This is a genomic window from Pseudarthrobacter sp. CCNWLW217 (genome assembly GCF_037203985.1).
GTDB lineage: Bacteria > Actinomycetota > Actinomycetes > Actinomycetales > Micrococcaceae > Arthrobacter.
Genome location: NZ_JBBCBT010000004.1, coordinates 204,964 through 222,068 on the forward strand (window position 1 = coordinate 204,964; position 17,105 = coordinate 222,068).

The 17,105-nt window shown below is 66.7% G+C and carries 21 protein-coding genes; 11 read left to right on the forward strand and 10 right to left on the reverse strand.

The genetic code is table 11. From position 1 onward, the window contains the following. Nucleotides 1–2: 2 nt before the first annotated feature. The gene (locus tag V9L18_RS07025; RefSeq protein WP_337346465.1) at nucleotides 3–1,343 is read right to left on the reverse strand and encodes an amidohydrolase family protein; all 1,341 of its coding nucleotides are present in this window, start codon (nucleotides 1,341–1,343) and stop codon (nucleotides 3–5) included. Nucleotides 1,344–1,495: 152 nt separating this feature from the next. After that, the gene (locus V9L18_RS07030; RefSeq protein ID WP_337346466.1) at nucleotides 1,496–1,993 is read right to left on the reverse strand and encodes a DinB family protein; all 498 of its coding nucleotides are present in this window, start codon (nucleotides 1,991–1,993) and stop codon (nucleotides 1,496–1,498) included. A gap of 75 nt (nucleotides 1,994–2,068) precedes the next feature. On the opposite strand from V9L18_RS07030, the gene V9L18_RS07035 reads away from it, so the two are divergent. From V9L18_RS07035 to V9L18_RS07050, 4 genes are read left to right on the forward strand one after another with little or no spacing between them, the layout of a single operon-like run. Further along, on the forward strand, nucleotides 2,069–2,638 hold the full coding sequence (locus V9L18_RS07035; RefSeq protein ID WP_337346467.1) for an AAA family ATPase: 570 nt from the start codon (nucleotides 2,069–2,071) through the stop codon (nucleotides 2,636–2,638). Between the two features lie 24 nt (nucleotides 2,639–2,662). After that, complete coding sequence (locus V9L18_RS07040; RefSeq protein ID WP_337346468.1) at nucleotides 2,663–3,154, forward strand: DUF3592 domain-containing protein; 492 nt, start codon at nucleotides 2,663–2,665, stop codon at nucleotides 3,152–3,154. A gap of 21 nt (nucleotides 3,155–3,175) precedes the next feature. Beyond that, on the forward strand, nucleotides 3,176–4,039 hold the full coding sequence (locus V9L18_RS07045) for an alpha/beta fold hydrolase (protein ID WP_337346469.1): 864 nt from the start codon (nucleotides 3,176–3,178) through the stop codon (nucleotides 4,037–4,039). 40 nt (nucleotides 4,040–4,079) lie between these two features. Beyond that, entirely contained in the window at nucleotides 4,080–4,586 is a 507-nt protein-coding gene (locus V9L18_RS07050) for a GNAT family N-acetyltransferase (RefSeq protein WP_337346470.1), read from the forward strand. On the opposite strand, the gene V9L18_RS07055 is transcribed toward V9L18_RS07050, so the two are convergent. The 3 genes from V9L18_RS07055 to V9L18_RS07065 are packed head-to-tail and all read right to left on the reverse strand — an operon-like array spanning nucleotide 4,583 to nucleotide 5,696. Then, nucleotides 4,583–4,900: a hypothetical protein gene (locus V9L18_RS07055; RefSeq protein ID WP_337346471.1), complete on the reverse strand. Its 318-nt coding sequence runs from the start codon at nucleotides 4,898–4,900 to the stop codon at nucleotides 4,583–4,585. The genes V9L18_RS07050 and V9L18_RS07055 overlap by 4 nt on opposite strands. Before the next feature lie 44 nt (nucleotides 4,901–4,944). After that, nucleotides 4,945–5,205: a helix-turn-helix domain-containing protein gene (locus V9L18_RS07060; protein WP_337346472.1), complete on the reverse strand. Its 261-nt coding sequence runs from the start codon at nucleotides 5,203–5,205 to the stop codon at nucleotides 4,945–4,947. Continuing rightward, nucleotides 5,205–5,696, reverse strand: coding sequence for a DUF2975 domain-containing protein (locus tag V9L18_RS07065; RefSeq protein ID WP_337346473.1), 492 nt, complete (start codon nucleotides 5,694–5,696; stop codon nucleotides 5,205–5,207). Before V9L18_RS07065 ends, V9L18_RS07060 begins: the two co-directional genes overlap by 1 nt. A 107-nt stretch (nucleotides 5,697–5,803) precedes the next feature. On the opposite strand from V9L18_RS07065, the gene V9L18_RS07070 reads away from it, so the two are divergent. Next, nucleotides 5,804–6,133 (forward strand): hypothetical protein, encoded by a 330-nt coding sequence (locus V9L18_RS07070; RefSeq protein WP_337346474.1) that lies wholly within the window; start codon nucleotides 5,804–5,806, stop codon nucleotides 6,131–6,133. Nucleotides 6,134–6,494: 361 nt separating this feature from the next. On the opposite strand, the gene V9L18_RS07075 is transcribed toward V9L18_RS07070, so the two are convergent. Continuing rightward, nucleotides 6,495–8,774, reverse strand: coding sequence for a beta-glucosidase family protein (locus tag V9L18_RS07075; protein ID WP_443197967.1), 2,280 nt, complete (start codon nucleotides 8,772–8,774; stop codon nucleotides 6,495–6,497). A gap of 320 nt (nucleotides 8,775–9,094) precedes the next feature. Between V9L18_RS07075 and V9L18_RS07080 the strand changes: the two genes are divergently transcribed. The 4 genes from V9L18_RS07080 to V9L18_RS07095 are packed head-to-tail and all read left to right on the forward strand — an operon-like array spanning nucleotide 9,095 to nucleotide 12,999. Continuing rightward, nucleotides 9,095–10,216 carry a Gfo/Idh/MocA family protein gene (locus V9L18_RS07080; protein WP_337346476.1) on the forward strand — a complete coding sequence of 374 codons (1,122 nt, stop codon included), beginning with the start codon at nucleotides 9,095–9,097 and terminating at the stop codon, nucleotides 10,214–10,216. A 31-nt stretch (nucleotides 10,217–10,247) separates the two neighbouring features. After that, nucleotides 10,248–11,201 (forward strand): PmoA family protein, encoded by a 954-nt coding sequence (locus tag V9L18_RS07085; protein ID WP_337346477.1) that lies wholly within the window; start codon nucleotides 10,248–10,250, stop codon nucleotides 11,199–11,201. A gap of 2 nt (nucleotides 11,202–11,203) precedes the next feature. After that, a complete protein-coding gene (locus V9L18_RS07090) occupies nucleotides 11,204–11,941 on the forward strand; it encodes a cupin domain-containing protein (RefSeq protein WP_337346478.1) in 738 nt (245 codons plus the stop codon). A gap of 35 nt (nucleotides 11,942–11,976) precedes the next feature. Beyond that, nucleotides 11,977–12,999, forward strand: a complete 1,023-nt coding sequence (locus V9L18_RS07095; RefSeq protein WP_337346479.1) for a LacI family DNA-binding transcriptional regulator — start codon at nucleotides 11,977–11,979, stop codon at nucleotides 12,997–12,999. Between the two features lie 35 nt (nucleotides 13,000–13,034). Here the strand turns inward: V9L18_RS07095 and V9L18_RS07100 are convergent, their stop codons facing one another. The 3 genes from V9L18_RS07100 to V9L18_RS07110 all read right to left on the reverse strand — a co-directional run bounded on the left by V9L18_RS07100 (nucleotide 13,035) and on the right by V9L18_RS07110 (nucleotide 15,312). Then, nucleotides 13,035–14,291, reverse strand: coding sequence for an MFS transporter (locus V9L18_RS07100; protein WP_337346480.1), 1,257 nt, complete (start codon nucleotides 14,289–14,291; stop codon nucleotides 13,035–13,037). After that, nucleotides 14,288–14,746, reverse strand: coding sequence for a MarR family winged helix-turn-helix transcriptional regulator (locus V9L18_RS07105; protein ID WP_337346481.1), 459 nt, complete (start codon nucleotides 14,744–14,746; stop codon nucleotides 14,288–14,290). The genes V9L18_RS07100 and V9L18_RS07105 overlap by 4 nt, the downstream gene beginning before the upstream one ends. Before the next feature lie 170 nt (nucleotides 14,747–14,916). After that, nucleotides 14,917–15,312 carry a DUF1801 domain-containing protein gene (locus V9L18_RS07110; RefSeq protein WP_337346482.1) on the reverse strand — a complete coding sequence of 132 codons (396 nt, stop codon included), beginning with the start codon at nucleotides 15,310–15,312 and terminating at the stop codon, nucleotides 14,917–14,919. A gap of 104 nt (nucleotides 15,313–15,416) precedes the next feature. Between V9L18_RS07110 and V9L18_RS07115 the strand changes: the two genes are divergently transcribed. After that, entirely contained in the window at nucleotides 15,417–15,761 is a 345-nt protein-coding gene (locus tag V9L18_RS07115) for an iron chaperone (protein WP_337346483.1), read from the forward strand. 13 nt (nucleotides 15,762–15,774) lie between these two features. Here V9L18_RS07115 and V9L18_RS07120 read toward each other — a convergent pair whose 3' ends face one another. Then, nucleotides 15,775–16,353, reverse strand: coding sequence for a dihydrofolate reductase family protein (locus tag V9L18_RS07120; RefSeq protein WP_337346484.1), 579 nt, complete (start codon nucleotides 16,351–16,353; stop codon nucleotides 15,775–15,777). A 127-nt stretch (nucleotides 16,354–16,480) separates the two neighbouring features. Between V9L18_RS07120 and V9L18_RS07125 the strand changes: the two genes are divergently transcribed. Next, entirely contained in the window at nucleotides 16,481–16,993 is a 513-nt protein-coding gene (locus V9L18_RS07125; RefSeq protein ID WP_337346485.1) for a mycothiol transferase, read from the forward strand. The last annotated feature ends 112 nt before the right edge of the window (nucleotides 16,994–17,105 follow it).

A 17,105-nucleotide genomic window follows, 5' to 3' on the forward strand; every position in this document is an offset into this window, starting at 1 on the left:
GCCTAGAGTTCGTTGCGGACAATGGCTCCCTGGGCCACCACCACGCTGACCGTCTCCAATGCGGAGGCGTCGGCCAGCGGATCGGCGTCCACCACGATCGCGTCGGCGAACCCACCGCGGACCAGCCGGCCGCCGTCGTCGCCGAGGCCCAAAAGCCGGGCGGCGTGGACAGTGGCTGACCGCAATGCCTCCAGCGGGGAAAGGCCCGCCTCGGCGAGAAGCCGCACTTCCTTGCCGATGGGAGTGACATCGGTTCCGAAGGAATCGGTGCCGGCCACGATCGTCACGCCTGCTTGGTGCGCGGCGCGGACGGCAGCCTGAAGGATGGGCGTGTACTCCTGCCCGCGTGCCGCGAGGATCGGGTTGGCTGACGCCGCCATGGAGGTGATCGCGTCCATGGTGGGGGTGAAGTAGGTTCCGCGGCGGGCCATCTCGGCGATAGTGCCTTCGCTGACGAAGACGCCGTGCTCGATGCTGCGCACCCCGGCCCGTACGGCGCCGTCGATGCCTTCCGCGCTGTAGGCATGGCAGAGGACACCGGCGCCGTTTGCCGCCTTGACCACTGCGGAGAGCTGCTCCTGGTTGTAGACCAGTTCGCGGGGGTCCTGCTCCGGAAGTCCGGCGCGGGGGTTGGCCCGGGTCTTGATGACCTGGGCTCCGCGGTTGAGGTTGACCCTGGTCAGGTACGCCAGGTCGGCGGGGTCCTTAACCCCGCCGGCGAGCGTGGCCAGCGGCGCGAGGTCGGGGTCGGCCAGGAGCGAATCGCCGAGGTCGGGGGAGATGAACAGGCCGGCGGGCGTCATGCGCGGGGAGACGCCCGGGGCCCAGCCCGGAAGCGCGGCGAGGGCCACGTCCTGGTAGAAACTGCTGGAGCCGCTGCGGACGCTCGTGGCGCCGCCCTGCAGGATGGCGCGGGCATCGGCCAACGCGTTGGCGTGGACGTGTACGTCAATCAGGCCCGGGAGCACCCAGCGGCCCGTGGCGTTCAGGACCTGCGCGCGGCCGGCGACGGCGGCAACAGCCTTAAGGGTTGCATCGCGGCTTCCGACGGCGGCCACCTTGCCGCCGTCGAGCACCAGGACGCCGTCTTCCACAGCTTCGCCCGTCTTGGGGTCCACGATGGTGCCGCCCTCGATGATCAGGGCGGGGTGGGTCAGGGGGCTGCCGTGGTAGTTGGGGCCCGAAGGCCGATCAGCGGCGTGGGCAGCGGGAGCGCCGCCGATTTGGGCGGCGATACTGGCCATTGAGATACCGGCGAGGGCTGCGGCACCAGCGAGGATGCCGCGGCGGGGGAGGTTGGCTGGCAGGGCGGGCGCAGAAGTGTGGTCATGAAGGCACATCATTGTCTCCTTGGGGAAGGCCGCCTGGGGGAGTGAGCGGATGATAAATATGGTACTTGGTATTCCAAAGTACGGCCAGCTCAAGGAGTGGTGCCAGGTCGTTAGCCAACTTGAGGTCTCAGATACCAGACGCACGCCACGTTTGGTATTCCATATTACCGGCCAAGGATCTGTTCGCGGAGGATGTCAGCGTGGCCGCAGTGCTGAGCCAACTCCCGCAGCGTGTGCAGATAGACCCAGCGCAGCGGCAGCGGGCCCCGCCGGTTGCCGTGGACCAGATCGTCGAGCTCGAGGGAGGCGACCGCGCGCCGGGATGCTCCGCAGGCTTCGCGGTATGCCTGCTGGACGGAGGCGATGGTGTCGCCGTCGTCGAGGATAAACGACTCGTCCGGTGTCGCCGGAATACCAATCTCGGTGCGTGGCCGGCAGGTGATGGCCTCATCGAACCAGACCCTTTCGACGAAGGTCGCGTGCTTCACCAGGCCCAGCAGAGTGGTGCGGGAAAGGACAAGCGACCGGCGGGCCTGCTCCTCGGTCAGCCCGTTGAGGCAGTCGCTGAGCGCCGTGCGGTGCTCGTCCAGGAACACGTCGAACTGGACGCGCGCTGGTTGGTGGGTAACGTCATCGGCGGAAGTCGCAGGCTGGGAAGTCATGGTCGGAGCGTAGCAAGGGAGTAGCCGTGGACTGCACGTGGCGGGAGGGGCCGGGTCCGGTACTAGGGTCGATTCATGCGCTCCTACAACGAACCCCTTCCGCGCCAGCCGAAGCGTGTGCTCGTGGCGGGGGTCTCGGGTGCTGGCAAGACGACGCTGGCCGGACGGATTGCGGGGATTACGGGAGGCCCGCACCTGGAGATTGACGCGATCTTCCATGGACCGGACTGGACACCGCGCCCGGAGTTCCTCACAGACGTGCGCTCGTTCATCAGCGCGGACACGTGGACCACGGAGTGGCAGTACGACGCCGCGCGGCATTTGCTGGCGGAGCGCGCGGACCTCCTCGTCTGGCTCGATTTTCCCTTTGCCCGCGTGACATTGCCGCGCGTGCTGCGGCGAACCGTCCGCCGTCGGGTGCGCCGCGAAGAATTGTGGAACGGCAACCGTGAGGCGCCGTTAAGGACGTTCTTCACCGACCGGGACCATATCGTCCGCTGGGCGATCCGGACGCGGTGGAAGTACGTCGAGCTGATGCCGCAGTTCGTCAACGAATACCCGCATGTGGTCGTCGTCCGGCTGCGTTCGCAGCGGGAAGTCGAGGAATGGCTCCGTGGATCGCTGGTTCCCGCGGTCACTGGCTGACTTGCGCTGCGGCAGAATGGGTGCGTGACTTCGCCTAACGCAACCGTGAACAGCAAAACCAAAAGTGCCTGGGGAGCGGTGGTGAATATCGCGATTCTGGTCTTTCTATTCGCCCTTGGCCCGGTGATGATCGGTATCGGTACCCATCTAGGCAACGCTGATGCGGAGTTGGTGCGGACCGGCCAACGTGCAATGGGAACGATCGTCGACTTCAACGATGCGCGCCAAGCCTCAAAGCGAACGATCGACGTGGAGTTTCAGTCGGCCGACGGGCGCTTCCACTCGGTCGGGGTCCTGGTGGATCATGACCAGCATCCCGTTGTTGGCGAGGAGGTCACGGTGGTGTACCGGGAATCCGACCCGGAAGATGCCACAGTGCTCGGATTTGAGGGCGACGGGAACTTTCTTGCCGGCGCGGGCGGTATCCTGACTTTCATCTTCTGGGGAATCGCGCTCATCTTCCTCATCAAGAGCCTGGTGCGGGCAACAAAACGCCGAAAGAATCGGGCCAGCTAAGCCGCCTGAAAGGGGATCAACATGGCTGAAACTGCCGAGGCCGTCCTCCACGACGGGTCGATCATCCCCGTTACCATTCATGGCGAGGGGCCTGCGCTGCTGTTGCCGGCCCGGCTGGTGCCGTTCGAAGCGGCCGCTGCCGAGACCATGCGTAAGTGGGGCGGGGACCCTGACCTGGGGCCGGCTTTGGTCCGCGGCCTTTCGGGAACAAACCGGGTGATTGTGGCTGACTATGAGGGCCACAGAATGGCGCAGCCGGCCGCGGAGACGCTCACACCGGACAACCTCGCCGCTGACTTTTTGGCCATCGCGGATGCCGCCAGCACGGAGGTTTTCGGCTACTACGGCTACTCCTGGCTGGCATTGAGCGGACTCCAGCTCGCCCTGCGCACCGACCGCCTCCGGGCCCTGGCCATGGGCGGATTTCCGCCGTTGGACGGTCCGTACCAAAGCATGCTGGCCGTCACCCGCGCCGCGCACGCGATGTCCACCCAGGAACCGGACCCAGCGTGGGTTCCAGCAGACGAGGCCGAGCCGGGCGACTGGGATTCTGCCGGCGTCCAGACCACCGAGGGCCAAACGCGCCAGTTCGTCACCCTTTACGAGGCACTCCAGGACTTCGACGACTCTGCCGCAGCCCTGCCCCGTGACCTGCCGCGGCTCGCGTTCGCGGGGGCCGATGACCAGATCGACTACAGCCCGCAATGGGGCGGTGTCCAGGTTCGGATCGGTGAACCCCTGGCCAGGCACGGGGAGGAACTCATCGCTGCCGGCTGGGATGTGCAGGTTCTTCCCGGGCTCGACCACCTGGGTGCGATGCACAGCTCAGTGGTCCTGCCGGTTCTCACGGGCTGGCTCCGGAAGGTCGGTTGGGTTAATGGCTGACGTGTCGCGGCGCGAACGGCGCCGGGCCTAGGCTGGGACGATGGACTTTCAGCTCCGCCAGGCCACACCCGACGACGCCGAAGCGGTGGTGCGGATGCACACGCTGGCCCACGAGGAGTGCTACTCGCATTTGCTGTCCCCGGAGTTCTTCCGCACACGCCGAGCCAGTATCCCCGAGCGTGTGGAACGGCGGCGGCCCCACCTGGACGTGCAGGACCCGCGAATTATTGCCCTGGATGCCGACGGAGAGGTGGTGGGATTGGCCGACGCCGGTCCGGGCCGCGACGAGGACGGGCCGGTTGAGCTTGAGCTGTACTCGATCTACGCACTGAGGCGCACGCACGGCACCGGACTTGGTGCGGCCCTGCTGCGCGCAGCCATTGGAGATTCCCCGGCCTACCTCTGGGTGGCTGAGGGCAACCCCCGTGCGCTGGCGTTCTACCTCAAGCATGGATTCCGGCCCGACGGAAAACGCGGGCAGTTGCCGCCCGAATGGGAAAGCCTGCCGGAATTCCGGATGGTCCGGCCCGGACCGGCCCTCGGCTAGCTTGCGGAGCGCCGGTTGCGGGCCTGGCGGACCAGTCGCAGGAAGGCAAAGACGAAAACGGCCTCGATCGCGGCCATCAGTCCAAGCATCAGCCACAGGTTTTCGCTGATGAAGTAGATGACCCCCAGCAGGACCAGGACGGTTCCAAGGACCAGCGCGTACACGGCGAAACCAAGGGCTACCCTGGCGCTGCGCACGCCGGTCCGGAAGCCAAAGCCCACGGGCTGTCCGCCGGGGTACCCCTCCACGCGGTCGCGGCCGGCGGGTTTGAGCCTGTCGAACTCATCCCACAGCTCATGGTCCTGGTCCGTCATACCTCCATTATCCCGCGCAGCACTAACGTCCGTGATCTATACAGCTAGCTGGACTCGGCAAGCGGCCGCCCGCCGTCGTCCGCGTTAAGTGAGGCGGAGTCCTCCGGTTCCCAGCGCAGCAGGTCGCCGGGCTGGCATTCGAGCACCTCGCACAGCGCCTGGAGGGTAGTGAACCGCACCGCCTTGGCGCGGCCGTTCTTGAGAACCGCGAGGTTGGCGGGGGTGATTCCCACACGTTCGGCGAGCGTGCCCACCGGCATCTTCCGCTTGGCCAGCATCACATCGATGTCGACGACGATGGGCATCAGATCACCTCGTCGAGCTCGGACTGGAGGTGGTGTGCCTGCGCATCCAGTGCCACCGCCTGGGCCAGCAACGTGCGCATCACCAGCACCACCAGGGCAACCCCGGCGATCATGACGGACGCTCCGCAGATCAGGAGTACGATGCCCGGCGCGGTTTCGCCGGGCGCCAGGATGGCGGCGATCCCGAACATCAATAATGAGGCGAAGGCGATCGCGCCGAAGATGATGTCCACATATCGAAAGGCTCCGTGGGAGAAGACCGTCCCGCGGCGCACCATGGTGAGCAGGCGCCACACGCATACTGCGGTGACCTGGACGCACGCGATGCCCAAAACGAAGATGGTAAGCAGTGCAATGCGTGGGCCATCGGGCGCGCCCGCCTCCACGAGGTCGGTCGAGACCAACGGAATCATCCACACCTGAACGAACAGGGAACCGGCAAGCACCATCGCAATCACGATGCGCAGGGCGAGGACGGTGAGCTTTCCCATGAGGTCTCCTAGGCTGTCGATTAACAGTTAGATAGTATCGATAATCGAGAGGTCAGGCAACGCGGCGACGCTGGCGGTCCTAGGGCGTCCGGGCCTACGGTGGAGGCATGACTGATACTTTCTCCAACCTTGTGGACACGTTCAAGAACGTCGGCGTCGCCAGGGCATACGGCGATCCCGTCCAGTTGGGCGGGCAGGAGGTCATCCCGGTGGCCCTGGTTACGTTCGGGTTCGGTGGCGGCGCGGAGGGCGAGGCCGACGGCGGCGCGTCCGGCGGTGGGGGCGGCGGCATGGTGCTGCCACTGGGCGTCTACCGGAACGACGGCGGCAGCGTCACCTTCCGGCCCAATACCGTGGTCACCCTGGTGTGCCTGGTTCCGCTGATCTCCGTGCTGGGCGCGGCGGTTCGCCGGGCTATCAGGGCGGCGAAATCCTGACGCTGCCCGCTTTTCGGGCGATGGACTCGCACGCCGGCCTTGCCGACGGCACACAGCGAGGGGACCGGAGGACCAGATGGAGGTTCCTCAGCGTGGTGCTGCTGTCAGCAGTCGGCATGCTTCGTCGAGACAGGCCTGGCGTTGTTCGGATGTGATGAGTCGGCGTAGCCGAAGCAGACAGGTGGGTAAGAGCTAAGACAACGCTGATGCATCTGTTCATCACTAGGGTAGCTTTCGGTGCTTGGAAGAAACCCAGGGAACCAGAGCAAGCAGCCACCCAAAAGATATGGCAGGTAGCCCATTGAGATTCCCGCAAGGAGACCTAGCGCTGCGAGTCCAAATACACCACAGGCCTGCTGGCTTAGTCCATCGGTGCCGGGGTGACCGCGACGGGGGTGAGCATCTCGCGCTCGAAACCCACGACGCGTCGCGGACCGTGCAGGATGATCTCGTGCGTGTGGACATCGGACGCGCTTGATGTGGACACGTGGAGCTTGACCAGTCCGGGCGCCACTACGCGTTTCAGGTCCACACCTGTGAAGGACGTCCGGTCGGCGTGCACCGTGAACTCCACCGCGGCGGAGGCGCCGGCAGCCAGGTCCACCCGCGCGTAGCCGATCAGCTCGCGGACCGGCCGCACCACCTCACCCACGGGGTCCTCCAGGTACAGTTGCACCACTTCGGCGCCGCCCACCGCGCCGGTATTGGTCACCGTACAGGCCACCGTCACCGAGCCCGATGTCGACACCGTGGGGGCGCTCGCCACATGCTCCGAAAACTCAAACGAGGTGTAGGACAGACCGTGGCCGAACCCGAACAGTGGCGACGGGTCCAGTGCGCTCACGCCACTGGGACCGGCCAGCCGGCTGTGCAGGTACGTGCCGGGCTGCCCACCCGGGGTCCGCGGCACGGACACCGGAAGCTTCCCGGAAAAATTGACGACGCCGGTGAGAACGTCCCATAGCGCCTCGGCACCTTCCTCGCCGGGAAAGAATCCCTGCACGACGGCGTCCGCGCGGTCCGCGAAACCGCCCAGGGCGTAGGGACGGCCGCTGAGGACCACGAGGATGGTGCGCGTGCCGGCAGCGGCGGCCGCGGCGAGCACCTGGTCCAGCATCGCGGACTGGTCGCCGGGGAGACGAAGGTCTTCGGCGTCGTTGCCCTCGCCGGAAGTGCCTCGGCCGAACAGCCCGGCGTTGTCGCCCACCACCACCACACACGTGTCCACGGCCGCGGCGATCCGGCAGGCCTCGGAGATCTCCTCCGGCGTAATGGCCTCGCACGACCCTGTTGCGGCGGAAACGACTCCCTCAAAGCGGCGTTCCGCGGCTTCGGCCACGGTGGACACGGAAATGCCCATCGGCACGTCCGGGTGCGAGGTGCCCACATGAGCGTCGAACGAGTAGCAGCCCAGCATCGCGAACGGGTCCTCCGCCAGCGGCCCCACCACACCCAGCGACCGCACGGCCGCAGCGGGCAGCGGCAGTGCCGCGCCGCCGTCGTGCGTCCCGTTTTTCAGCAGCACCAGCGACTGCGCCGCCATGGTCCGGGCCAGCGCGCGGTGCCCGGCCGGGTCCAGGTTGATGCCGTCCGTTAAGGCAGGCGGGGCAGGGTCAAAGCCGGGAGAGAGCAGCCCGGCCTGCTGCTTCTGCGTGAGTACGCGGCGGAGGGCGGTATCAACCAGTGCCTCGTCCACCGCGCCGTCGCGGATCCGCTGCAGCAGCGGCGTTCCGTAGCAGTTCACGGTGGGAAGTTCGACGTCGACTCCCGCAGTCAGTGCCAGCGCTGCGGCCTCGCCGAGGTCGGCGGCCACGCCGTGGGTGACATTGAGGAAGGCGACGCCGAAGTAGTCGGCCACCACCGTTCCCGCGAAACCCCATTCATCGCGGAGCAGCCCGGTGAGCAGGGCCTGGTTGGCGGCGGCTGGGACGCCGTCGACATCTGTGTAGGCGTGCATCACTGAGCGGGGGCCGCCGTGCTTGATGGCCATTTCGAACGGCGGCAGCATAACGTCGGCCAGCTCACGCGGGCCCATGGACACCGGGGCGTGGTTGCGCCCGGCCACCGAGGCGGAGTACCCCACGAAGTGCTTGAGCGTGGCAACAATGCCCGCCTCCTCAAGCCCCTGGACATATGCGGACGCCACGGTGCCCACCAGGAACGGGTCCTCGCCGATGGTCTCTTCCACGCGGCCCCAGCGGAGGTCGCGCACCACGTCCAGCACAGGCGCCAGTCCCTGGTGCACGCCGAGCCCGCGCATGTCCGCGCCGATCAGCCCGGCCATCTCGCGGACCAGCGCGGGATTGAATGTGGCGCCCCAGGCCAGGGGGACGGGGAAGGCGGTGGCTTTCCAGGCGGCCAGCCCGGCCAGGCACTCCTCGTGCACCTGGGCGGGGATCCCGAAGCGGGAGGCAGCAATGATTTGCTCCTGCGCGGCTGCCAGCCGGCGTGCTCCGTCCAGCGGTTCCAGCGGGGTGGTGCCGTACATCCGGGTGATCTGGCCCAGGCCGTTGGCGATCACGTCATCCCAGGAGCGGGCGTCGCCGGCCATCTGGTTCTGCAGCGGGGCCACGGAGTCGCCGTCGGTGGACGCGTTCACCCACACACCCACCAGCTGGGCGAGCTTCTCTTCCAGCGTCATCTCAGCGATGAGATGCTCAACGGTTTCCGGCCCGGCGGAACGGGGGAGTGCTTGTTTCTCGGCGGCACCGCTCACGGCGTCTCCTCACATTGGAATCAGTTTTTAAGAAACTATCAGAAATCAGCATTTAGTTTCTAGGGGACAAAAACCATTGACTTCGGCGCATCTTGCTTCCTACGGTTGAAGGGCGGCCCGAATTGGAGTCCCAAAGGTTTCGGAAACTAATGACCAAGTCATGAAAGTTTCTGATTTTCCGGGCCGCCCGTGATCAAAGTGACCGGCACCATCCAGTGAAGAACTGCAAAGGCGGAGAATTTCAAATGCGGACGTACAAAGTGGCCATCGTGGGCACCGGCGGGATCGCCGCGGTCCACGCGGACAACTTGGCCCGGACCGGCGGCCGGGCGGAAGTCGTGGCGGCCTGCGATGTGGACCAGGCCCGGCTGGACAACTTCGCGGACCAGCACGGCATCGCCGGGCGCTACCTCAGCCTCACCGAACTGCTGGCAGAAGCCAAACCGGACATCGTGCACCTCTGCACCCCGCCCATGATGCACATCGACCAGGCCCTCGAGTGCCTGGCGGCGGGCGTCCACGTGCTGTCGGAGAAGCCGCCGGCCTTGTCCCTGGCCGACTTCGACCGGTTGGAAACCGCCCAAATCCAAGGCGGTGCGCAGTTCTCCTGCGTCTTCCAGCACCGCTTCGGCGATGCCTCCGCTGCAGCGCAGTCGCTCATCGGCGGCGGCGAGTTCGGCCGTCCGCTAGTTGCCCGGTGTGACACGCTCTGGTACCGGCCGGACACCTACTGGGACCTGCCCTGGCGCGGCACCTGGAACGCGGAGGGCGGCGGCCCCACCATGGGCCACGGCATCCACCAGTTCGATCTCCTGCTCCACCTGCTCGGCCCGTGGCAGGAGGTCACCGCCATCGCCTCCCGGCAGGCCCGCGCCACCTCCACGGAGGACCTGTCCGCCGCGCTGGTCCGGTTCCAAAACGGCGCCGTTGCCACCATCATCAACTCGCTGCTCTCCCCGCGCGAAACTTCGGACATCCGGATCGACTGCGAGTTCGCCACCGTTGAACTGAGCCACCTGTACGGCTACGCCACGGACAACTGGACCATCACCCCGGCGCCGGGCCACGAGGACGCGGTTACGGGAGCGTGGGACGCGCAGCCGCTGGAACGGGGAAGCGGACACTCGGCCCAGTTCCTGGCCATGTATGACGCGCTCGACGCCGGCAGGCCGCTCCCAGCCGGCGCGGACTCCGCGCGGCAAACGCTGGAGCTCGCTGCCGCGATCTATGCCTCCGCCTTCACCGGCGCACCCGTCCGCCGGGGCGAGATCGTGCCCGGCCACCCCTTCTACGCCGGTATGGACGGCGAGGGCCTGGGCACCCGGGTCCTCGATTCCACCGCGCCCGCCGCCACGTCCGCCGCCTGACCAAACACCCTTGAACCTTTAGGAAACACCCATGACCAGCCCCGCAGTTACCACTACCCCGGCCACGCAGCTCAGCTTTTCCGACGACGGCGCAGCCCTCACCTTCACCGCCGGTGGCCAGCAGATCGCCACGTACACCTACAGGCCCACGGATGACCAGTACGAAAGCCCGCGCCCCTACTTCCACCCGCTCAGGACCCTCGGCGGCGACGAGGTGACCATCTTCCGGCCGTGGGACCACGTCTGGCACAAGGGCCTCTCACTCGCCCTGCCCAACGTGGGCAAGGACAACTTCTGGGGCGGCGCCACTTATACCCGCGCCACCGGCTACGCGAACCTGGACAACAACGGCGCCATGACCCACGAGGCCTTCACCGCCATCGACGACTCCGGAACCGGGATCACCGCGGCCGAGGAACTCGTGTGGAGTTCACAGGACGGGACGCCGGTCATCGCCGAGAAGCGCCGCTTCAGCGTCCAGGTCCTCGATGTCCCGGCCACCCCGGCCTGGGTGCTGCTCTTCGAAACCGAACTGGCCAATATCTCGCCGGACGTCATCGAGATCGGCAGCCCCACTACCGAGGGCCGCGACAACGCCGGGTACGGCGGACTGTTCTGGCGCGGGCCTCGATCCTTCACCGGAGGCCAGTTCCGCTCCGACGCCGGTACAGGGCAGGACGAGTTCATGGGAACCCGCTCGGAATGGATCTCCTTCACCGGCCGGCACGATGACACCTGCCGGTTCTCGTCCATCACCTTCGTGGAGGACGGCTCCAACCCCGGCGCCCCGAACCAGTGGTTCGCCCGCTCGTCCATGTTCGCGTGCCTGGGATCCGCGCCGTTCTTCAGCGAAGTAGTCCCGTTGAAGGCGGGTCAGCCGCTCACGTACCGCTACGCCGTCGTAATTTCCGACGGGCAGGTGGACGAGCGGTCCGCTGCCGAATTGGCCGGCGCCGCCAAGACTGCCCTGCAGGCCTGGTCCTGAATATGGCAGCCACGACGTTCCCGGGAGCCACCGCCCTGTCCGAGGTCAGCATCTACGACTGGCCCGCAGCGGACGGTGCGGCCGGCGGCACCCCGCACCTGCATACGGCGTCCGCGGAAGCGTACATGGTGCAGCAGGGGTGGGGCCGGCTGGAGACGCTGGACTCCCGCGGGTTCACCTCCACGCCGCTGGAGCCGGGGGTGGTGCTGTGGTTCACGCCGGGCACCATCCACCGTGCCATCAACGATTCGGGCGACCTGCGCGTCCTGGTAGTGATGCAGAATGCGGGCCTGCCGGAGAACGGCGACGCCGTCATGACGTTCCCGCCCGCGCACCTGGCGGACGTGGATGCGTACCGGCGGGCAGCGGCACTGGTACCCAGTGATGCCGACGGCGGTGACCCGGACGCAGAAGCGGCCGCGCGCCGTCGTCGTGACCTGGCGCTGGAGGGGTACTTTGCCCTGAAGGAGGCGGTGCTGCAATCCGGTCCCGGGGCGTTGGCCGGGTTCCATGCGGCGGCGGCCCGGCTGGTTAGTTTTCGGACCTCCGAGTGGCAGGACATGCTGGCCCAGGGGGCGGAACGGCAAGCGGCGGCGACGCGGGAACAGTTGGAGTCTCTGGAAATCGCCGAAAGTTTCTATCTGCAGGATGCGCGGACTACCATGGGGAAACGGAAACCCCGCAGGATTTACGGCATGTGCGGCCGGATCCAGGCGTGGGGACTTTCCGAAAACTCATAGGGCCGGGCGAGTGCTCCGGCGGGAAGGTGGGTTACATGGTGACCAAGCAGGACACCGGGCGCGCGACAATCAGTGAGATTGCCCGGGAGGCCGGGGTCTCGGTTCCCACCGTTTCCAAAGTGCTGAACGGCCACGCCCACGTTGCGGCCGAAACACGGGCGCGGGTGGAGGAGATCATCGCGCGGCGCGACTACGCCCGCCGCCCGGCCAAGCGGAGGCAGAAGGCCGGCCTAATCGACCTGGTGTTCCCTGGTCTGGGGTCGGAGTGGGCGCTGGAGATCATCGAGGGCGTGGAGCGCGTGGCGCAGGAGGCCGGCTACGGCACAGTGGTGAGCAGCCTGAACATGGACGGCTCACGGATCCGGCCGTGGCTGGCGAACGTAGCTGAGCGAAAGTCGGACGGGCTGCTGATGGCCGTGTACCAGCTGGATGCCAAACAGATCCAGCGGATCAAGTCGCTGGGGATCCCGGTGGTGCTGATCGATCCGGTGGGCCAGCCCGGGCCGGACCTGATGACCGTGGGCGCGGCTAACTGGGACGGCGCGCACTCGGCCACCGAGCACCTGCTGCAACTGGGGCACCGGCGGATCGGGATGATCGGCGGCCGCGAGGACCTGCAGTGCAGCAGCGCCCGCGAGGACGGCTATGTCTCGGCGCTGCGGCGGGCGGGGATCGCGGTTGATCCGGCGCTGATGGTCCCGGGCGACTTCTCCATCGAGGCCGGCGAGTCCGGGACCCGGAAGCTGCTGTCTTTGGACGACCGCCCCACCGCGATCTTCACCGGCAACGACGACCAAGCCATGGGCGCTTACCGCGCGGCCCGGACCGCCGGACTGCGGATTCCCGAGGACCTGTCCATCATCGGCTTTGACGACATCCCGGCGGCCGAGTGGATCGAGCCGGGCCTGACCACCATCCGCCAGCCCGTGGTCCAGATGGCCGAGACCGCCATGCGCGCGTTGCTCCGGCACCTGGACGGGGACGAGGAACTGCCGCAGCGGATCGAGCTGGGAACAGAGCTGGTGGTTCGAGGCTCGACGGCGCCCCCGCGGAAGTAGGGCGCCCCGCCCCGACCAGGATGCAGTGGGTGAACTCAGGCCGAGGCGCGGCGTCCGGGAAACGCGGTCCGCACCTGCTGCCGGAACGTCTGAGGGCTGCGGCGGTTCACGGCGATGACCGCGAACAGGCCGGTCAGCAGCACGATCGCACCTGCCGCGGCCACTGACCAGCGGGCCCCGAATTCGGTGCCGATCCAGCCCAACAGTGGCGCCCCCAGGGCAGTCCCGCCCTGCAAGATGGCGAGGTACAGGGCAAGCACGCGCCCGCGGAACTGGGGCTCTACCGTGAGCTGGATGGTGGTGTTGCAGCTGTTCAGGAAAGTGATGCAGGCCAGGCCCAGTGGTATCAGCACGGCGGCGTAGAGCCAGATCGACGGCGACGCGCTGGCCAGCAGCGAAAAGACGCCTACTCCGAGGGCCCCGCCCAGGAGGAAACGCAGCCGCGGGCCTGACCTGCGGGCGGCGAGCAGGGCACCGGCGAGTGTCCCGACGGCCATGACGGAACCGAGAAGCCCGAATTCCCCGGGGCCTGCCCGGAATTCCACGGTGGCCATCAGGGCGTTGGTGATGGCGAAGTTCATGCCGAAGGCCCCGATGACACTGACCATGACGAGGATGAGCACCAGGTCCGGCCGCTGCCGGACGTACCGCAGGCCGTCCATTACCGGATGCTTGCTGCGCGCTGCGGGGGTGGCCAGGGTCAATTCAGAGGTCCGGATCCGCGACAGCGAAATGATGACGCCGGCGAAGCTCACGGCGTTGAGCAGGAAGACCGGTCCCGTTCCCACCCAGGCGATGAGCACGCCGGCGATGGCAGGTCCGGTGAGTCGGGCGGTGTTGAAGGATGCGGAGTTCAGGGACACGGCATTGGTGAGGTGTTCACGCCCCACGAGTTCGGACACAAACGCCTGGCGGGCGGGTGCATCAATGGCGCTGGCGAGGCCGAGACAGAGTGCGGCCAGGTAGGCATGCCACAGCTGCGCGTTGCCCGTCACCACCAGGAGTCCGATGGCAAGCCCGCACAGGCCCATGGCCACCTGGGTCCACAGCAGGATCCTGCGCTTGCGGTACCGGTCCGCGAGGACGCCGCCGTAAGGGCCCAGAAGCAGGCTGGGCAAGAACTGCAGCGCGGTGGTGATGCCGACGGCGGTGCCGGAGTGGTCGGTGAGGACTGTCAGCACCAGCCAGTCCTGCGCGATCCGCTGCATCCAGGTGCCGACGTTGGAGACCAGCGCCCCGCCCGCCCAGATCCGGTAGTTACGGTTCTCCAGTGCCCGGAACATGGCGCTCATTTGGCGCTCATTTCCTGCATGATGTGTGCGGCCCGGCTCAGGACTCGGCGGTCCTCTTCGCTGAGCCCGGCGACACGCTGGGCCAGCCATACGGTCCGTTGGCTGCGGGCCTCGGCCAGGACGGTTTCGCCCGCCGGAGTGATGGCTATCTGGATCTGGCGGCCGTCCTCCGGATGCGGGGATCGTGACACGAACCCCTGTTCCGTGAGCGCATTGACGATCCGGGTCATCGACGGCGCCTGTACGTGTTCGCTTTCGGCTAGTTCGCGCAGGGTCTGGGATCCGGTGCGGAGGTGGGCGAGCACCGTGTACTGGCCCGGGGTGATGACATCGCCGGTTGCCTCGATGCGGAGCCGCCGCGACGTTCGCATGACGGCCGTGCGAAGGTCGATTGCCAGCATGTCCGGTTCAATGTTGTCCGCGGACTCGTGGTCCGTCGCTGTGGTGGTGATCATGGGTCCTCGCAGATAGTTAGCACTGCTAATTAGCTCTGCTAACTATTATGCTCCCGAGGGGTTGTCGAAGACAAGTAATGTCCGGCAACTCACAGTGTCTGGCCCATCATGTGCGGCCTCCCGCTGAGGTCCACAGCGGCAAGGTGTCCGGTCCACGTGGCGAAGCGCCTCTACTGCCCGCCTTTGATCTTCCGCCAGCCGCCAGCGCGGTTGTTCGCGATGATCGCCCGGAACATCTCCACCAGCGCGTCCTCGTCCATCGGCTCGCCCTCGTGGTACGAAATCATGCGGCCGGTCTTGTTGCCATGGCCCGCGGTGATGATGTTGTGCGGGTCAGGGGTGATGCCGCCGTCGTACAGGAAGACGTTGACGTGATCTTTCGCCGCGAGCAGGGCAATGACGTTGGCCTGCAGGACGAAGTACGGCTGGACGGTCCGTTTGATGGTTTCCTGGACCTCGGGGTCGGCGGCATGGACCAGGTCGCGGACCTTGCGGCAAATGTCCTGCTGCCATGCAGGGAGGGCGTCGATGTACTGGTCAACGCGGGGGTCTTTAACGTAATCCATAGCTTCAATTCACCCTTCGCTTGCCAGTTTCTGTGATTGAGCCTGTTTCGAAACTCTAGGCGCTCCCAGCCGCCAACAGAATGGGCAGGAATAGAATGGGCGCCATGGGCACCGTTGATGATTCCCTGGCCGATTTGCCCGAGCCTGAGCGCCTCTCCCTGCAACGCGTGATCGCCGTTGCCCGGACCCTTGTCCCGGAGGCCGAGGAGGGCATGAGCTACGGGATGCCTGCCTTGAAGCTGGATGGGAAGCCCCTCCTCGGCGTCGTCGCAGCGGCCAAGCACCTCTCCGTCTTTCCCTTTTCGCCCGCGGTGATTGACGCCGTCGCGGACCGGCTGGAGGGATACTCGCTGTCCAAGGGCACCATCCGCTTCACCACGGACCACCCGCTTCCCAACGACGTGCTCGAGGACATCGTCCGCCTTCGCCGGGCGGAAATCCAAAAGTAGGTCCGGGGTCCGGTCACACGGTCGCGTAAGTTGCAATCACGACGCCGGTGGTGGTCGTCACGCTGTTGGTGAGCCGGAGCCCTGACTCCGGTCCGTCCGGGAACAGTCGGCGGCCCGTCCCCAGAATCAGCGGATGGATGAGCAGCACATATTCGTCGATGAGGTGCCTGCCCCTCAGCGACTGGATCAGTTCCCCGCTGCCCAGGATGGCGATGTCCGGCCCGGGCTGCTCCTTGAGCCTGGCCAGCGCATCCGCCGCATCACCCTGAAGCAGGGTGGAGTTCTGCCAGGGCAGCGGCTCGGTCAGCGTGGTCGAGGCAACGTACTTTTGGATATTGTCCAGGAGGTCGGTGAAGGGGTTGTCCGTCTGGCGGGGCCAGTAGCCGGCGAAGTCCTCGTACGTGCGCCGCCCCAGCACAAGCGCGCCGGTTTTCGCCATGCCCTCGCCCATGGCGCGTCCCATGACTTCGTCGTTGTAGGGCAGGGCCCAGCCACCGCGCTCGAACCCTCCCCGGGTATCCTCATCGAAGCGTCCGGGCGCCTGCATGACGCCGTCCAGGGACACGTTGTTGGTGACGCTCACTTTTCTCATGGTCGATTCCTTAGAGCAGCCGCCCCCAGCGCTGATGGGTGAGGCCTCCATTATCCCGCTCTATGCGGCGCCACGCCTCCGTGCAAGCATGGGGTTCAGCCCAGAGAAGCGCACTGAGAGGGACCCGATGAAATCGAATGAACTCCTGCTGGACGCCTTCGGCCGGATCCGGGAAACTGTGGAATCCACGCTGGAAGGGCTCGACGACGCGTCCCTGGTTAGGCGCCCGGCCGGCACCGGGAACTCCATCGCCTGGCTGATCTGGCACCTCAGCCGGGTGGAGGACGCACAAGTTGCCGAAGCCGCCGATGTCGAACAGGTGTTGACCGCGCAGGGCTTTGTGGCCCGCTTCGACCTGCCGCTTCGCGCCCGTGACACGGGCTACGGCCATTCCTCCGAGCAGGTGGACGCCGTCAGGGCAAGCCCGGAGCTGCTGCTGGAGTACTACGACGCCGTCCACCGGCAGACCGCGGACTTCCTGCAGACCGTCGACGACGAGGCCTTGGACCGCGTCGTCGATACCCGCTGGGACCCGCCCGTGACCTTGGGAGTGCGGCTTGTCAGCACCATCGCCGACTGTCTCCAGCATGTGGGGCAGGCTGCGTACGCCAAGGGTTTGAAGCCCACGCAAGTGCAGTAGGGATCACCTATTTCCGTCGCCGCAATTCGGCTCCATAATGGCCACATGAGCTTCGGGGACCCTCGCGCCGATGATGGCTGGCGTGGCGTTGCAGGGTCCCAGGTGGCCACCC

Excerpts from the sequence above, each read along its gene's own strand:
- V9L18_RS07025 (WP_337346465.1), bottom strand. The coding sequence starts at position 1,343 with ATGATGTGCCTTCATGACCACACTTCTGCGCCCGCCCTGCCAGCCAAC.
- V9L18_RS07030 (WP_337346466.1), bottom strand. The coding sequence starts at position 1,993 with ATGACTTCCCAGCCTGCGACTTCCGCCGATGACGTTACCCACCAACCA.
- V9L18_RS07035 (WP_337346467.1), top strand. The coding sequence starts at position 2,069 with ATGCGCTCCTACAACGAACCCCTTCCGCGCCAGCCGAAGCGTGTGCTC.
- V9L18_RS07045 (WP_337346469.1), top strand. The coding sequence starts at position 3,176 with ATGGCTGAAACTGCCGAGGCCGTCCTCCACGACGGGTCGATCATCCCC.
- V9L18_RS07050 (WP_337346470.1), top strand. The coding sequence starts at position 4,080 with ATGGACTTTCAGCTCCGCCAGGCCACACCCGACGACGCCGAAGCGGTG.
- V9L18_RS07055 (WP_337346471.1), bottom strand. The coding sequence starts at position 4,900 with ATGACGGACCAGGACCATGAGCTGTGGGATGAGTTCGACAGGCTCAAA.
- V9L18_RS07060 (WP_337346472.1), bottom strand. The coding sequence starts at position 5,205 with ATGCCCATCGTCGTCGACATCGATGTGATGCTGGCCAAGCGGAAGATG.
- V9L18_RS07065 (WP_337346473.1), bottom strand. The coding sequence starts at position 5,696 with ATGGGAAAGCTCACCGTCCTCGCCCTGCGCATCGTGATTGCGATGGTG.
- V9L18_RS07070 (WP_337346474.1), top strand. The coding sequence starts at position 5,804 with ATGACTGATACTTTCTCCAACCTTGTGGACACGTTCAAGAACGTCGGC.
- V9L18_RS07075 (WP_443197967.1), bottom strand. The coding sequence starts at position 8,774 with ATGACGCTGGAAGAGAAGCTCGCCCAGCTGGTGGGTGTGTGGGTGAAC.
- V9L18_RS07080 (WP_337346476.1), top strand. The coding sequence starts at position 9,095 with ATGCGGACGTACAAAGTGGCCATCGTGGGCACCGGCGGGATCGCCGCG.
- V9L18_RS07085 (WP_337346477.1), top strand. The coding sequence starts at position 10,248 with ATGACCAGCCCCGCAGTTACCACTACCCCGGCCACGCAGCTCAGCTTT.
- V9L18_RS07090 (WP_337346478.1), top strand. The coding sequence starts at position 11,204 with ATGGCAGCCACGACGTTCCCGGGAGCCACCGCCCTGTCCGAGGTCAGC.
- V9L18_RS07095 (WP_337346479.1), top strand. The coding sequence starts at position 11,977 with ATGGTGACCAAGCAGGACACCGGGCGCGCGACAATCAGTGAGATTGCC.
- V9L18_RS07100 (WP_337346480.1), bottom strand. The coding sequence starts at position 14,291 with ATGAGCGCCATGTTCCGGGCACTGGAGAACCGTAACTACCGGATCTGG.
- V9L18_RS07105 (WP_337346481.1), bottom strand. The coding sequence starts at position 14,746 with ATGATCACCACCACAGCGACGGACCACGAGTCCGCGGACAACATTGAA.
- V9L18_RS07110 (WP_337346482.1), bottom strand. The coding sequence starts at position 15,312 with ATGGATTACGTTAAAGACCCCCGCGTTGACCAGTACATCGACGCCCTC.
- V9L18_RS07115 (WP_337346483.1), top strand. The coding sequence starts at position 15,417 with ATGGGCACCGTTGATGATTCCCTGGCCGATTTGCCCGAGCCTGAGCGC.
- V9L18_RS07120 (WP_337346484.1), bottom strand. The coding sequence starts at position 16,353 with ATGAGAAAAGTGAGCGTCACCAACAACGTGTCCCTGGACGGCGTCATG.
- V9L18_RS07125 (WP_337346485.1), top strand. The coding sequence starts at position 16,481 with ATGAAATCGAATGAACTCCTGCTGGACGCCTTCGGCCGGATCCGGGAA.